Annotated in this window: 13 protein-coding genes; 6 read left to right on the top strand and 7 right to left on the bottom strand. The window is 44.8% G+C overall.

Annotated elements, in window-relative coordinates:
• Positions 1–212: 212 nt before the first annotated feature.
• Positions 213–686, bottom strand: coding sequence for a hypothetical protein (locus BIZ37_RS03710; RefSeq protein ID WP_187460369.1), 474 nt, complete (start codon positions 684–686; stop codon positions 213–215).
• Positions 687–1,369: 683 nt separating this feature from the next.
• Here BIZ37_RS03710 and BIZ37_RS03705 point away from each other — a divergent pair.
• From BIZ37_RS03705 to BIZ37_RS03695, 3 genes are all read left to right on the top strand, one after another.
• Positions 1,370–2,245 (top strand): integron integrase, encoded by an 876-nt coding sequence (locus BIZ37_RS03705; RefSeq protein ID WP_255526659.1) that lies wholly within the window; start codon positions 1,370–1,372, stop codon positions 2,243–2,245.
• A gap of 539 nt (positions 2,246–2,784) precedes the next feature.
• Complete coding sequence (locus BIZ37_RS03700; protein ID WP_187460367.1) at positions 2,785–3,258, top strand: cell division inhibitor SulA; 474 nt, start codon at positions 2,785–2,787, stop codon at positions 3,256–3,258.
• 226 nt (positions 3,259–3,484) lie between these two features.
• Positions 3,485–4,891, top strand: coding sequence for a basic amino acid/polyamine antiporter (locus BIZ37_RS03695; RefSeq protein ID WP_187460366.1), 1,407 nt, complete (start codon positions 3,485–3,487; stop codon positions 4,889–4,891).
• 74 nt (positions 4,892–4,965) lie between these two features.
• On the opposite strand, the gene BIZ37_RS03690 is transcribed toward BIZ37_RS03695, so the two are convergent.
• The 5 genes from BIZ37_RS03690 to phnW all read right to left on the bottom strand — a co-directional run bounded on the left by BIZ37_RS03690 (position 4,966) and on the right by phnW (position 10,670).
• A complete protein-coding gene (locus BIZ37_RS03690) occupies positions 4,966–5,364 on the bottom strand; it encodes a hypothetical protein (RefSeq protein WP_187460365.1) in 399 nt (132 codons plus the stop codon).
• Positions 5,365–5,735: 371 nt separating this feature from the next.
• On the bottom strand, positions 5,736–6,953 hold the full coding sequence (glgC, locus tag BIZ37_RS03685) for a glucose-1-phosphate adenylyltransferase (protein ID WP_187460364.1): 1,218 nt from the start codon (positions 6,951–6,953) through the stop codon (positions 5,736–5,738).
• A gap of 308 nt (positions 6,954–7,261) precedes the next feature.
• Positions 7,262–8,074 (bottom strand): phosphonoacetaldehyde hydrolase, encoded by an 813-nt coding sequence (gene phnX / locus BIZ37_RS03680; protein WP_187460363.1) that lies wholly within the window; start codon positions 8,072–8,074, stop codon positions 7,262–7,264.
• A 93-nt stretch (positions 8,075–8,167) separates the two neighbouring features.
• A complete protein-coding gene (locus BIZ37_RS03675; RefSeq protein WP_187460362.1) occupies positions 8,168–9,562 on the bottom strand; it encodes an aspartate aminotransferase family protein in 1,395 nt (464 codons plus the stop codon).
• Between the two features lie 10 nt (positions 9,563–9,572).
• On the bottom strand, positions 9,573–10,670 hold the full coding sequence (phnW, locus tag BIZ37_RS03670) for a 2-aminoethylphosphonate--pyruvate transaminase (protein ID WP_187460373.1): 1,098 nt from the start codon (positions 10,668–10,670) through the stop codon (positions 9,573–9,575).
• A gap of 320 nt (positions 10,671–10,990) precedes the next feature.
• Here phnW and BIZ37_RS03665 point away from each other — a divergent pair, with 320 nt between their 5' ends.
• Positions 10,991–12,004 (top strand): putative 2-aminoethylphosphonate ABC transporter substrate-binding protein, encoded by a 1,014-nt coding sequence (locus BIZ37_RS03665; RefSeq protein ID WP_107298248.1) that lies wholly within the window; start codon positions 10,991–10,993, stop codon positions 12,002–12,004.
• A 113-nt stretch (positions 12,005–12,117) separates the two neighbouring features.
• On the opposite strand, the gene BIZ37_RS03660 is transcribed toward BIZ37_RS03665, so the two are convergent.
• Positions 12,118–12,264 (bottom strand): hypothetical protein, encoded by a 147-nt coding sequence (locus BIZ37_RS03660; RefSeq protein WP_187460361.1) that lies wholly within the window; start codon positions 12,262–12,264, stop codon positions 12,118–12,120.
• A gap of 280 nt (positions 12,265–12,544) precedes the next feature.
• Here BIZ37_RS03660 and BIZ37_RS03655 point away from each other — a divergent pair, with 280 nt between their 5' ends.
• Both BIZ37_RS03655 and BIZ37_RS03650 read left to right on the top strand, forming a co-directional pair.
• Positions 12,545–13,618 (top strand): putative 2-aminoethylphosphonate ABC transporter ATP-binding protein, encoded by a 1,074-nt coding sequence (locus BIZ37_RS03655; protein ID WP_187460360.1) that lies wholly within the window; start codon positions 12,545–12,547, stop codon positions 13,616–13,618.
• Positions 13,619–13,698: 80 nt separating this feature from the next.
• Positions 13,699–15,384: a putative 2-aminoethylphosphonate ABC transporter permease subunit gene (locus BIZ37_RS03650; RefSeq protein ID WP_255526663.1), complete on the top strand. Its 1,686-nt coding sequence runs from the start codon at positions 13,699–13,701 to the stop codon at positions 15,382–15,384.
• Positions 15,385–15,506 lie beyond the last annotated feature (122 nt).

Here is a 15,506-nt window from a genome sequence, read left to right as displayed (position 1 = left end):
GAGGAACCGCAACCGCGTAGTGTCATCAGGGTCATGGCGTTGAAGCCAATAAACAGACCGAATGTAGAGCGGCAGTCCCAACCTTCCATTATCTAACGCTGTTGTTGACAACCGGGGGAGTCCATGTAGCCGCATTAAGGTGTGAGCAGCGCTTGGCTATACTTGAGCGAAGCGAAAATGCCAAGCGTTGCGAATCACTCTTAAATGCTTTGTTAGCATGTTGCCAAAATTTTATGACCAACTTCTTCAAATTTATCTTTAATCCGTTCAAAATAACAAACTTCAAAAAAGAATGTGTACCCTCCGGTATTATTATCGGATGGGTAGCGTAAATGTTGGTCCATGAACTTAGGGTTAAACTGTTCCATATGGGCTTGGATACGTGCTCGTTCAGCTTTTGACTTTCCTGTATTTTCTCGGAAATCGAATGGTAGTTCCAGCTTGTATTCGGCTTCAGGATATAGTTCCTCATAGCGATTAAGCAGTTTATTGATTGAGTGCTCTCTGATACTTTCTTGATTTGTTTTGTTAAGTATTGCGAATTTCAGGAACAGCTCACTAGCATGCAGCATTTGATATGCTACTGCTTGTTGATACTTATCCCAAGTCTGATCGACGGAAGCAGCAACCTTTCCCAACTCTAGATATGCGAGACTCATCGTAAAATACTGTTCGTACTGATTCATTTTTTCCTCTAAATGCTAACAGCTTTATAGATTGAATGTCGCACATTTATCTTTCAACCTATCATACTCAACAATGTATGTGCGAATACCCTATAGCACTGATTTTATTTTAACTAATCATCTACATGAACCTGTGACGCAAGTGATATGTTGAAAATTTCAACATATCACTTTCTACTTTTTATCTTTCGCCCAGCTCTCAAAAACTATGCAGTACAATGTAAAGCCATTGAAACTTTTGTGAATCACAGCAAAAAAGTTAAATGCGAATTCACTCTTCCAAGAACATCGAACTAAATTATGAATTTTCCACTTAATTGGTTTAATAATGAGCAATTCACCATTCCTAGAATAAGTAAAACGACATATGTACGTGAGACGTTACAGCAAACGAACTGTCGACGCATATATTTATTGGATACGCCTATATACCCAAGTCACCTCAAGATGCTGGTGCAGCGAGAATTTATAAGCTTATAGACAAGACATTGTTTTAAAGATCTAGTGGCTCTAAATCAAGAAACAATAACGCTGTATATGAGCTTAGAAAACTCGCCCTTCGGGAGGGTGTCAGCCCATCCACTTCTTCGTTGAAGCTTTTCGAAAGGGAGTGCCATTCCTTCAAACCTTCGTCTTGAATTGAATGTGCTGACAACCCTCTGCATCCTGTACCTTGAGGTGACTTGGGTATAATACTTTTCCATCATAAGAAACACCCACAATCTATGGGACTGAGTGAAATCAACCAATATCTCACTCATCTTGCGGTTGAGAAATACGTTGCTGCTCGCACACAGTCGATAGCGCTCAATGCACTATCCTACCTTTATAACAAATTCCTCAATATACCCATTGAAACCAATTTACAGTTTAAGAAATCCAATCGTGATAAAAAAATACCTATTGTATTAACACAAAGCGAAATCACGCTACTGCTTTCCTGTATCACTCCAAAACTCTTACTGCCATTTCAGTTAATGTACGGCAGTGGTCTGAGGATTTCTGAGGTACTTCAACTCCGTTATGGCGACATAGACTATGAATATGGGTCACTGCGTATATGGCAAAGTAAAGGTGGAAAAAATCGCACTGTTACGCTTGCACACGAGTTATATCCTGCATTACAAACCCAGCAACGTTTAGTTGAGTATTATTTCAACAACGATATAACCACAGATAATTTTTCAGGTGTTTGGCTTCCCCATGCATTGAATCGAAAATACCCAAGTGCCCCCAAAGAGTTGTGCTGGCAATTATTGTTTCCTTCTAGCCGCTTGTCCAAAGATCCAGTTAACAAACGCCTTTTACGCCGTCACCACATCCATAAATCAGCACTGAATAAGGAGATTAAACGGGCCTCCAAGCAAGCTAATATCAATAAAGCTGTAACATGCCACACATTTAGGCATTCATTCGCCACACACCTGCTTGCAAGCGGCGCCGACATTCGTACTGTCCAATCACAACTTGGTCATAGCGATGTAAAGACAACGGAGATTTACACCCATGTACTGAGGAACGGGGCCTCAGGCGTAAAAAGTCCTCTTTCAAGTCTTTAGGCACGCTACCGCCCTTGGAACCTAACCCACTAATGCGGTGTTTTACTTTCAGGGATATGATACCCGTTTATCTATCTGATTTATTTGAACTGTTTCACCATCATATTGAAATATCCGTTATTTTCACATTTAACAAAGAACAGTGGCTAAGAGCGTGCACTATTGACCCGTTTCTCCCTTCTAATAGATACATACCGTGCCAGATGTATACCTTCACTATTTCGCAACCACTGTATGACCAATACTGTATACACAGGTGTTTATACAGTAGTTGATACCTGTATACAGTACTGTTCATGACTGTATTTTTGGGCTCTATATCAATTTCTACTTCTTTAATAAAAGATTCAACTCATTTTGATTACAACAATAAAATCAATTAAAACAGCACTTTAAGTATTATCCATCAACTAATCCGCGCTAAACCATGTCATATCATCCATTTATTCATGCAAAAAACACTTGCAACAGGGTCTGATTAACACTACTGTATAGACATACAGCATGTATAAATAAACACTGTTTGAGGATGATGGATTATGGCGGCTTACTTTGAACACCTAAACACAGTTTCTGCTTCTCAGGTCTACAAAGCGACTTTTAACAATTCAGCCGAGGGCGCTTCCTCTTCTCATACAGTAAGCTGCCCTATCGAAGTGTCTTTTAATGATGAAAGCCAAGCCCAACTTGCTTACTTCTTGCGTATCCTCAAGCAAGCCAGCCAACAAAACCGTTGGATCATGTTTATTGGTCAAAATGCACTGATTGATAAGAACTTGCTGAAAAGTGCGGGTATCAATTTGAACAAGGTACTGGTACTCACCAACAAGAAAGGCAAAACCGACCAGGAGTTGATGGAGAAAGCATTACGTAGTGGTAACTGCAGTGCAGTCATTGCAACAGGAGACATCCAACACTTTGCAAGTTATGCCATGCGCGAAGCGTCTGATACCGGTGCGAGCTATGCTTTTGTGATTAACCGTGACGAGAAATCGCAGATTACTTACCACTGAATTGCGCCAGCTATCACAGACTTATGCTGCGAAACCGATAGATAATTCTTTCCTATACTTACAAAGCCATCAGCAAACCTGATGGCTTTTTTGATCCAGTACAATGAATGGTGTAATTAACTATTTATTGCGTGATCTTCATCACTTTAGAAGTGCAAAACAAGAAAAATCCATCATAATACGCCTGAAAATTATAAAAATTCAGTCGTTATAACCGGATGTAAAAATGGATAAAAAACTGGGATTAGGATCGCTAACCGCTTTGGTCATCGGCTCAATGATTGGTGCGGGTGTATTCAGCCTTCCTCAAAACATGGCTGCTGTTGCCAGTCCCGCAGCAGTAATAATCGGTTGGACAATCACAGGCATTGGGATGATATTCCTTGCCCTTGCATTCCAACACCTATCACGACTCAAGCCTGAAATCGAAAGCGGTGTCTTTGGCTACGCCCAAGCTGGCTTTGGCGATTTTATCGGCTTCTGCTCGGCCTGGGGGTACTGGCTCAGCGCGATGCTGGCAAATGTCTCCTACTTAGTCATCGTCTTCAGCACATTGGGTATGCTGTTTGACAGCCCCGATATGATGCTATTCGGAGACGGTAACACCTGGATCTCGGTTATCGGCTCATCTGTACTTCTTTGGCTGGTTCATGCCTTGGTTTTGCGCGGCGTGCAAACCGCAGCGATGATCAACCTTGTTACTACCTGCGCTAAGTTGATCCCGTTGTTCCTGTTTATTTTCTCTGCCCTAATCGCTTTCCACTGGGATACCTTCGTGTTCGATTTCACTGGCCTGCATTTTGGCGAGCAGCACGATTTACTGTCACAAGTAAAAGGCACCATGTTGATTACTGTGTGGGTATTCATTGGTATCGAAGGCGCTGTGGTTGTTTCGAACCGAGCAAAAAACCGGAAAGATATCGGTCGTGCTACCATCCTTGGCCTACTCACAGCATTAACTATCTATGTGTTCGTTACCTTGCTTTCTATGGGTGTGGTAAGTACAGAACAACTCGCTACCTACCAAAACCCTTCTATGGCTAAGGTACTTACTGAAATCCTCGGCCCGTGGGGCAAATACATCATCGGTGGTGGTCTACTGATTTCTGTTTGCGGTGCATTTCTCAGCTGGACCGTTTTGGCTTCTGAGGCGCCTTATTTAGGCGCGAGAGATAAGATGTTCCCTATCAGTTTTGCCAAGCAAAATGAGGCGGGAAGCCCGGTCAACTCACTATTGTTGACCAATAGCTGTATTCAAGTCAGCCTTATCTTTGTCATGTTTGCCGGCAGTACCTATGATACGTTGCTTGCCATCGCATCAGAAATGATCCTAGTGCCATACTTCCTTGTTGGGGCTTATACGCTGAAATTGGCGATTCAACGCAAAGATCGCGGTTCTCTGTTCGTAGTAGGACTGTGTGCTAGTTTATACGGCCTGTGGCTATTGTATGCGTCTGGGCTTAATTATTTATTACTATCAGCCCTGCTCTATGTTCCTGGCCTGTACTTCTACGTAAAGGCCAAAAGAGAGCAGCAAACCCGACCATTCGTTGGTAAAGAAATGACAGCAGCTAGCTTACTGACGGCAGCAGCCTGCGTTGCGGTGGGAATGCTTTGGAAAGGTATGATTTAAAAATGCAAAAGCCAGCTTACGCTGGCTTTTCTTTAACTTGAACAACCTGTTGTTAAACTCGAAAAACGAGGTATTTAGAGCATATGCGCTCTAAGTACTTCACCCTCATCGTCTAACTTGATCATCTTGCACGCTGCTTTGCTTTCTATCTCAACGAGCTGAAACTCCTCTAGCGCATAAGGTAGCTTAATCATAAGCTCGTCAATATGCTCCGCCCGTGCAAGTCTTAGTAGACGAATCAGGTTGTTCGTATCACTTATGTTTGTTGAAAGCACTTTCAGTGCCTGCAACTGCAACTTCTCTGAGTCTGTCATTCCGTGTGGCATTGAAGAAGTCCATGTAATTTCAAATGCTGGAATTAGCGCTTTGAGCGCATCGACAAGTGTCACTCTCTGTTTGCATGATGCTGACAAGAACGTTGTGTAATCAAAAACAACATTGTCTGGATTTGAGAATTCAACTGATGTTTCCATATTCATCCTTTTAGAAACATAACCACTGTTGCTAATAACTCATGTGCATCTGGCTAAATATACCGTTAGCTAATAACCACTATACGATGAACTTAAGTATGAGCTATGTCTAATTTATGAAAATATGGCGTTGATCTGCTTTTTGCAAGCGAAAAATCAATGTGGAAATAACCGCAATACAATTGATTAACATCAATAAAACCTTAAGCACATAGTGATCACCATCTTGATAAATATAAAAATTTAATATAGCAGTAATTGATAATTTTAATAATTTACCAAGACAGCAAAGTAAAACAAAATTGCAACATAACGGCAATAAAAAACCGACATTTTATGTCGGTCTTTTTTTGAGATTATTAAACTAAAAATCAGAACTGATAATCTGATGGAATAACAACCACCCCTTTAGGTGAAATAACAAATCGCTCGGCATCTTGCTTGGGATTAACGCCAATTTCAGTGCCGGGAGGGATAACAACATCTTTATCGATAATACAATTCTCGATATGGGCTCCCTCTCCTACCACAACTCCCTCAAACACGATGCTGTTAATCACCACAGCAGCATTCTCGACTTTGACCTTGGGAAACAGAACCGAGTTTTGTGCAGAACCACCCTTAATCGCTACCCCATTGGAAATAATCGAATTGATGAAGATTCCTTCATTCCCCGCCGGCGACGATACTGTCCGCGCTGGTGGCAACTGCTGCTCGTAAGTACGGATCGGCCACTCTTTTTGGTACAAGTCCATTGGCGGATAGTATGACAGCAAATCCATATTGGCCTGATAGAACGAATCAATAGTGCCGACATCCCGCCAGTAAGCATCTTGGCTTACCCGGCCTGCCGAACCGCCAAATTGATAGGCATAAACCCGTTCACCGTCGATCAGCCCGGGAATAATATCTTTACCGAAATCATGGCTGCTTGCCGAAGATAGTGCATCTTTTTCCAATGCTTCTTCCAACGCTTTCATCGAAAAGATATAGATACCCATCGAAGCCAGGCAGGCTTCAGGGTTATTCGGGATTGCCTGAGGGTTTTCTGGTTTCTCGGTAAACGAGTAGACCCTTTGGTACTCATCAATTGACATAACACCGAAAGCATTGGCCTCTGCTTTCGGCACTTCCATACAAGCAACAGTGAGGTCCGCTTCATTCTCAACATGTTGCTTGAGCATTGGCTCATAGTCCATTCGATAAATATGATCACCGGAAAGTACAACCACATATTTAGCTTCGCTGCGGGTCAACAGGTAGAGGTTCTGGTAAATAGCATCAGCCGTGCCCTGATACCAGCTCTCTCCTGTGCGCATCTGAGGTGGGACAGCAGTAATGTATTCGCCTAATTCCGGGTTGAAGATAGACCAGCCATCACGCAGGTGTTTTTGCAGGGAATGCGATTTATATTGAGTTAATACCAACACCCTGCGCAGTCCTGAATGCAAACAGTTAGTCAGGGTAAAATCTATAATCCGGTATTTTCCACCAAATGGTACAGCCGGCTTGGCTCTATGGTCTGTTAAAGGTGACAACCTAGACCCAACTCCACCTGCCAAAATTACGGTAATCGCTTCCTTTTTCATACTCTCCCCCTAGCGCAATGTCAGATAAAGAGTTACCAGCAATATGCACGCCACAAATTGAAAAACGTAAGGCATTAATAATATTGAAATAAATCATCTGCTCTAGTTTTTTAACAACATCTTGCACCATGTTGGTGAGCCAGTTTGGGCCAATTGCACAAAAAAAGCCCTTTTGGTGTATGACCGCACCAAAAGGGCAACTTATACCTCATACAACGACAAGCACTGCTGTGTTGCCAAGGTATTGTTCATTCAAATTTGTTGTTGTTATATAAACTGTTTTCCTGCTGACATGTCGGCAGTTACGCTTATGGACGCTCGCCTGCTGCCAAACGGCGCTCGATATCGGCAACAACTTCCGGCAAATCTGCGATTGTATCTATCTGGTAATGTGCACCAGAATGGGCAAAAGCATCGATGGCTTTTGCACGAGCACCAGCAAGTGTCGCTTCGTCTGCTTGCTCAAACTCTGCTTGGGTCAGGCCTGCTTCATTACCCGACAACAGTAACGCAACTGTCCACATACCTGCGTTCAAGCCCTCGGTAATGCCGGGTACAGAGTCATCAACCTTGATGCACGCTTTCACATCAGTGACAGCAAGTTCAATCATATTCTGGAGGACCATATACGGTGCAGGGCGACCACCTGCTGCAAGATCATCCGTTGCCACTGCGCAATCTGGGCTGTATCCGTTTTCTTTTGCAGCTGGGATCAAGGCATCAAGCACAACACGAGGGTAACCCGTGCACGAACCAATCTTGATGCCCTCTTCGCGAAGGTCATCGATCACTGCTTTAGCGCCCGGGATCAAATCAGCATGCTTGCCTACTTTAGCAATCTGGAGCGGCATAAAGGTTTGGTAAATTTTATCGATATCTTCTTTTTGCATCGGCTGGCCGAACTTGTCCTGCCAACGCTGGCTAACTTCAGGCAGTTCACCCACAGCTTTGATGTGGTCCCACTTGCCTAGGCCCATAGGTACACGGGCTTCAGCCAATGAAATATCAAAGTCATACTCGCGGCGGAACGCTTCAACGAAAATGGTGGTTGGTGCAAACGAGCCAAAATCAACAACGGTACCGGCCCAATCAAAAATTACTGCCTGAACTTGCTTAGTCATTTATTCTTCCTTTTGAATCTCTTTGTTTGCTGGCAGCACGGTTGGCGACCAACAAAATATTAATATGGTTTAATAGAAAGTGATTATCTTTAACTACTGGCTTTGTACTTCGCTGATTGCTTGCTCAACCATGTCCATAGCGCGCGCCAAGTCTTCGCGATCAATGATCAACGGCGGACTAAGCTGCAATACGTTACCCTGTGACACTTTGAAACTCATGCCTAACTCAAGGCATCGATACATAACTTGCTCGGCCTCTTTCAACGCCCGCTCTTTTGACACACGGCATGTCACAAGCTCAACGCCCCATAACAAACCAACGCCTCGAACATCCCCTATCAGTGGAAATTTCTGTTTCATTCCTTCCAGACGATCGCGCATATACGCTTCGTCATTTTTGACTTTGGCTAACAAGTTCTGCTGTTCAATCACTTCAATCGTTGCCAGTGCCGCAGCACAGCCAATTGGGGATTTTTCGTGGGTGTAATGACCCAATGAAACATGCGACGCCGTGTTGTACTTATCTTTGGTGATCATAGCGGCAATCGGTACGACCCCACCGCCCAGTCCCTTACCAATACAAAGGATATCCGGCTCGATACCAAATTCCTGATAGGTGAACCAGTTTCCGCTGCGGCCCATGCCATTAGGAATATCGTCAATGATCAGCATGACATTATGCTTGTCACAGATCTCACGGATACGCTTCCAATATGCTTTGCTAGGTACCTGCACATCGGTGTTGCGGATACCCTCAGCAATAAAGGCACCGATACCGCCTTCTTTTTCGATAACGTATTCCAGGTAATCGGCATAGTGCACATCGCTCCCGTCATTGGAAGGGAATGCACCACGGTAGCTCACTGCAGGTGGGATACGTTCGACACCCGCCATAAGCGGCCCCATTCCTTCACGGAAGCACGCTTCTCCGCCGACAGAAATAGCATCGAGCGAAGCACCGTGGAATGAATCCCACAAGGAGACAACTTTGTAGTTTCCAGTCACATATCGGGCAAGCTTGAGCGCCATACCAATGACCGAGGTACCGCCAGGTGCAAAGAGCACTCTATCCAGATCGCCCCCTGCGATATCAGTCAGTTTCTTCGCACAATCAATGGCTGTCTGGTTGGTAAAACGACGCGGCGAGAAAGGCAACTCTTCCAACTGCTGCTGGATACGGCCAACGACATGTGGGTGGCCGTAACCTAACTGGTGGACATTGTTACCATGGAAATCCATGTATTTTTTGCCCGCGGCATCTTCAATGTAGATGCCGTCGGCACCAACCAATGCATCCAGGCATGGCGTCGACATCGCCTGGTGCAAAAATACCTGACTGTCTTGTTCGAGCATTTGCTGTGTTTTTTGATCGGCAATACTGTTCGTCCACGCCACACGGGCCGGAGTGATATTGGTGTCGCCTTCGCTGCGCAATGATTGGTCGGTCAAGGCTGAACTGTTAGATTGAGAGGTCGCTAGCTGTGTCATCACGCTTCCCTTATGCCCAGTACATTGCTGTTTCGATAGCATCGATCAAACGGTGCATATCTTCATTGTGTACATCGCCAATGTTGCCGATACGGAAGCAATCAGCGTTTGACACTTTACCTGGGTAGATAACAAAACCTTTTTCTTTAAGTAGGTTATAGAATGTTTTGAATTCATACCCTTGCGCTTCTGGTGAGTAGAAAGAGGTGATAATCGGTGAATGCAACGACTTATCCAGCAGGCATTTGAAGCCAAGCTTTTCCATCCCAGCAACCAAGATTTGTTGGTTGGATGCATAGCGTTGATAGCGTGCTTCCACCCCACCTTCTTGCTGCAACTCTTGCATAGCCTGGTGGAAAGCACGAACAGTATGGGTTGGAGAGGTAAAGCGCCATTTGCCATGGTTTTTCTCCATGCACTGCCATTGATCAAAAAGATCCAGAGACAACGAACGAGCGCAGCCTTCGCACTGTTCCAGTTCAACTTGCTTGGCAATGACGAAACCGAAACCCGGTACACCCTGAATACACTTGTTTGCCGAGCTGATCATAAAATCGATCCCCAGTTTTCCGATATCCAATGGGATACCACCAAAGCTCGACATCGCATCTAAAATCATGATCTTGTTGCGTGACTTAACCACATCGCATACCGCTTCAACTGGGTTCAACATGCCTGTGGTGGTTTCACAATGCACCATTGCGACGTGGGTTATACCCGCGTCGTTATCAAGATAGTCAGCGACTTGCTGTGCTGATGGCTGGGCAACTTCACCAAGCTCAATAATGGTGTGCTCGATGTTCAGGTACTGTGCAATCTGGCCAATACGTTCGCCGTATGCACCGTTATTGACCACCAGCAATTTGCCATCTTTAGGAACAACCGTACCGATTGTCGCCTCAACCGATGCCGAACCACTGCCTTGCATGAGTACACTTGTATAACCTTCAACATCTGTAGCCAGTTCCACCAACTGCTTGCGGATCACTTCTACAATGCCTTTGTTGTATTCGTCATCCCAAGTACACCAATCTTTCAGCATTGCTTCGCGAACAGTGCGGCTCGTTGATAGTGGACCGGGGGTAAGTAGCAGATATTGATTATCCAAGTTTTCCATTGTCTTGATTCCAATTTGGACTATACCAGATGCGATGAACTATAACGATGTTAGCAGAATGCTGTAAATCCCCTCTGGTTATAATTAACAAAAGCTTCATATTATGTGTTTTTTTGCTTCCCTCCTTTATTTACTCTTGAGTTAATACTGTCAAAAAGAACCCATAAAACTGTTAGCAAACTGAAATATCGCAATCATCTAAGTGTCATATTTCCTGCCTAGCATCTTCCGTGTCGAAACAGTCTGGTACAGACCAAGCTGCCAAATTATTATTTTTGCTTGGTTACCCAAATATTCATGGAGATGACAAAATGAAAAACCGTTGGATGATTGCCCCTCTTACTGCAATTGCTGCACTTACCGCTTCTTCTGCATTTGCCGCTGAGGAACTAACGGTATATACCGCTTTCGAAACTGATATGTTGGCTAAATTCAAAAACGGTTTTGAACAAGCTAACCCAGATATCAAAATTAACTGGGTACGTGACTCAACCGGTATCATGACGGCAAAATTGTTGGCAGAAAAAGGTAATCCTCACGCCGACGTTGTATGGGGTCTAGCCGGCTCTTCTATGGCGCTTCTAAAAGAAGAAGGTGTACTTAAGCCATACACCCCAGAGGGTCTGGATCAAATCCGTACCAATTTGGTTGACCCGCAAGATAACAAAGCATGGTTCGGTAACGATGCGTTCTTCAATGCTGTCTGCTTCAACGAAATTGTTGCCGAACAAAAAGGCCTATCGAAGCCGGAAAGCTGGGAAGATTTGCTAAAGCCTGAATACAAAGGCCACATTGCAATGCCAAACCCTGCCTCTTCGGGTACGGGTTATATGCAGGTTTCAGCGTGGATCCAGTCTATGGGCGACGATGCAGCATGGCAGTACATGGAAAAACTAGATAACAACATCGCCCACTACACCCACTCAGGCTCCAAGCCTTGTGTACAGGCTGGTATGGGAGAAGTTGCTATCGGTATTTCAATGGCAATCCGTGGCGCGACACTGAAAACACAAGGTGCACCAATCGATATCATCATGCCTAAAGGTGGCGTGGGCTGGGAAGCTGAAGCTGTTGGCCTGGTCAATACCGAATCTGATGCTGCCAAGCGCCTGGTTGACTGGTCTATCTCAGAAGAAGCGAACAAGCTATACAACGAGTTCTACCCGGTTGTCGGTCATACGTCTATCAATGCTGAAGTGAAAAACTACCCAGATGTAGAAAATGCGATGGTTGATATGGACTTCGGTAAGATGGCGGTTAGCCGTGAAGATGTATTGAAAGCTTGGTCTGACAAGTTTGATGCGAAATCTGAGCCGCGTTCATAAGTAACATCAAGTCATAATATTTAATTCGCTAAGCGTGACGGTAATGCTGTCACGCTATTTTGTTTTTTACCTAGTTAAATATGTGATGTATCAATATATTTAATTTAACGGTATTAGAGTTGGAAATATGGCTGCCTAGCCGTTCTAACCTCTTGGCTATCCAACCCTTCTTGTTGCTCATTTTGAGCATCTAGCTTCGCCAGTTCTTTTTTCATTTCCGACAGTTCACGCTCCATATAAGATATATTGCGAATCAACATTTTTCTTTCCATGATGCTTTGCCTCAATCAAAAAATACAAGAATAGAATAAAAGGTCTAGACCTATATAGAATATCAATCTGACAAGGTGATAATGTGGTATCCCAACCAAATTCTTATTTATCACATCAAAATAATGCGATATTCAGTACGGGTTAAGTATGAATCAACAGCAAAATTTTTCCACAAAACCTTATTCTTTATTTCGTAAACTTGGTGTCATTTATTTGTAACTGACTGCAACTATGTTTGGTATATACCAAATAAAGTGAGTTAGAACCATGGAAACGTATCTGAAGATTGAACATGTCAGCAAGCAATATGGACAATTTACTGCGCTGGACAACATTTCCCTCGAGATCCCAAAAGGCGAATTTGTTTGCTTCCTTGGCCCTTCAGGCTGCGGTAAAACCACCCTGCTTCGTGCCATTGCCGGATTAGATCTGGCGTCTTCAGGCAAGATCACCCAAGACGGTAAAGAAACCACCTTCCTTGCACCGGAGAAGCGTGACTTCGGGATCGTGTTCCAGTCCTACGCCCTGTTCCCGAACCTAACCGTTGCTGAAAATATCAGCCTTGGCTTGCGTAACCAGGGGAAAGACAACAAGACCGTTACTGACACCGTCAATCATTGGCTCAAGGTTATCGGCCTGCCAGACTCGGGCATCAAATATCCAAATCAGCTATCCGGCGGCCAGCAGCAGCGTGTCGCCCTTGCCCGTGCCTTATCATTATCACCAGGTTTGTTACTGCTTGATGAACCTTTGTCTGCTTTGGATGCAAAAGTGCGATCCCACCTGCGTGAAGAGATCCGCCGCCTGCAGCGCCAGCTTGGTATTACCACCATTATGGTAACCCACGATCAGGACGAAGCCCTCGCTATGGCCGACCGAATTGTGGTGATGAACCACGGGGTTATCGAACAGGTCGGTACACCACAAGAGATTTACGAAAACCCAGCTTCTCGTTTTGTGGCCGACTTTGTTGGCAATATGAACTTTATTCCAGCTTCTGTTGTAAGTGATAACCAAATCCGCATCGGAGAATCACTACTGCCTAAGCCTTGTGATGCACTCAAACGCGGCGAGCAAGTCGAACTGGGCCTACGCCCCGAAGATCTGCATTTTTTGGAAGTCGGTAACAAAACAGAGTCGAGTTTCCCTGTTCAAATCGAAGAATTGGAGTTCCAAGGCACCTTCGTTCGTGCCGAATGCAAACTCCAAGGCGAGTACAAAGGCAATATGTTGAAAGTCGATGTACCTATTCGAGAGTTGCGCGAACTCCAGTTAGAGCGTGGCCACTTCCATTACGTGAACATGTCCAAAAAGCACACCCACATCTTTCACGCACAATAAAGCGCATGGATACCGAGATGAATGCTATTACCAACCCAATAACCAAACAGCGCTCGGTGGCACCACGCCAGCCTAGCCTTATGCAGCGCCTTGCGGTATTTAAGAACTCACTGAGCCGAGACAACATCACATTAGGTGCGATTCTGTTTTTGCTGCTGATCGTCATGGGGATCTTTGTCCTCGGTCCTATGTTTGCCATGCTGCAAAAAAGTGTCATGAACAACCAGGGTGAATTTGTTGGCCTGCAAAACTTTGCCAACTACTTCTCTTCGCCGGCATTGTGGCAGTCTTTGAAAAACACTATCAACATCGGCCTGATCGTCACCTTCTTTGTTGGCTTCCTGGCTTTTGGTTATGCCTATGCCCTCACCCGAAGCTGTATGCCATTCAAAGGGCTGTTCAATGTGCTCGGTGCTGCGCCAATCCTAGCCCCGTCGCTGCTCCCTGCTATCAGCCTTATCTACCTGTTCGGTAACCAAGGTATCGCCAAGGATATGCTAATGGGCAACTCGGTGTACGGCCCTATTGGTATTGCGATCGGTTTGATCTTCTGGACTTTTCCGCACGCAGTGATGATCCTGACCACATCGCTAAAGACCTCCGACGCAAGGCTTTACGAAGCAGCCAAGGCGCTGAATACCTCACCGTTCAAGACTTTCTTCATTGTCACGTTACCAGCGGCAAAATACGGCTTGATCAGCGCGCTGATTGTTGTCTTTACCTTGGTTGTTTGTGATTTTGGTGTTCCTAAGGTTATCGGCGGCAGCTACAACGTATTGGCGACTGATATCTTTAAACAGGTTGTTGGTCAGCAGAACTTCTCAATGGGTGCGGTAACCAGTGTAATCCTCCTGGTTCCGGCTATCCTCGCATTTGCTGTTGATCGCTGGGTGAAGAAAAAGCAGCAGGGACTGTTCGATTCACGCTCTGTGGCTTATACGCCTGAACCAAACAAGTTGCGTGACGGCCTTTGCTTTTTGTTTTGTAGCTTGATTTCACTGTGTATCCTGACCGTTATCGGTATGGCTATCTACGGCTCGCTGGTTACCTTCTGGCCTTGGAACCTGACGCTTAGCCTGAACAATTATAACTTTGCCCAATTCAGCACCTATGGATGGGCACCGTATTTCAACTCTATCAAGCTTGCCAGCTTTGTGGCGGTATTCGGTACGGTAATCATCTTCATTGGTGCGTACTGTGTTGAAAAAGGCCGTGCCTTTGCACCAATTCGTAACCTGTTGCAAATGATTGCCATCATTCCAATGGCTGTACCGGGTATGGTGTTGGGCCTTGGGTATATCTTCTTCTTTAACAACCAAGCTAACCCAATGTCGGTGCTGTACGGAACCATGGCTATCTTGGTGATCAACACAGTGATCCACTACTACACTGTCGGCCACATGACGGCACTGACAGCGCTCAAGCAATTACCAGCAGAAATTGAAGCCATTTCAGCTTCAATTAAAATGCCGCAGTACAAGGTTTTCTTCAAAGTCACCTTGCCAGTATGCTTACCGGCAGTGCTTGAAATTGCGGTATACATGTTCGTTAATGCGATGACTACAACTTCAGCGATTGTATTCCTGTACGCAACCAACACCATGCCAGCATCGGTGTCGGTACTGAACATGGATGACGCCGGCCAAACCGGCCCGGCAGCAGCGATGGCTGTAATGATCTTGCTGACGGCGGCACTGGTTAAACTCAGCCATGTCGGCACAATTCAAATTATCGAGCGTTACACCCAAGCCTGGCGCAAACGCTAAGGTTACCAGCCACAAAGCATTCACGAGTGTGATATGTTTCACTAAACGGTAATAGAATTAATATAGCGTCTATTACCGTTTATTGTTTTTATACAATTAGTTATAGATTTATCCATACGTAG

Origin of the sequence: Photobacterium sp. BZF1, assembly GCF_014349205.1 — a bacterium.
GTDB lineage: Bacteria > Pseudomonadota > Gammaproteobacteria > Enterobacterales > Vibrionaceae > Photobacterium.
This window is presented reverse-complemented; position numbering and strand designations above follow the sequence as displayed.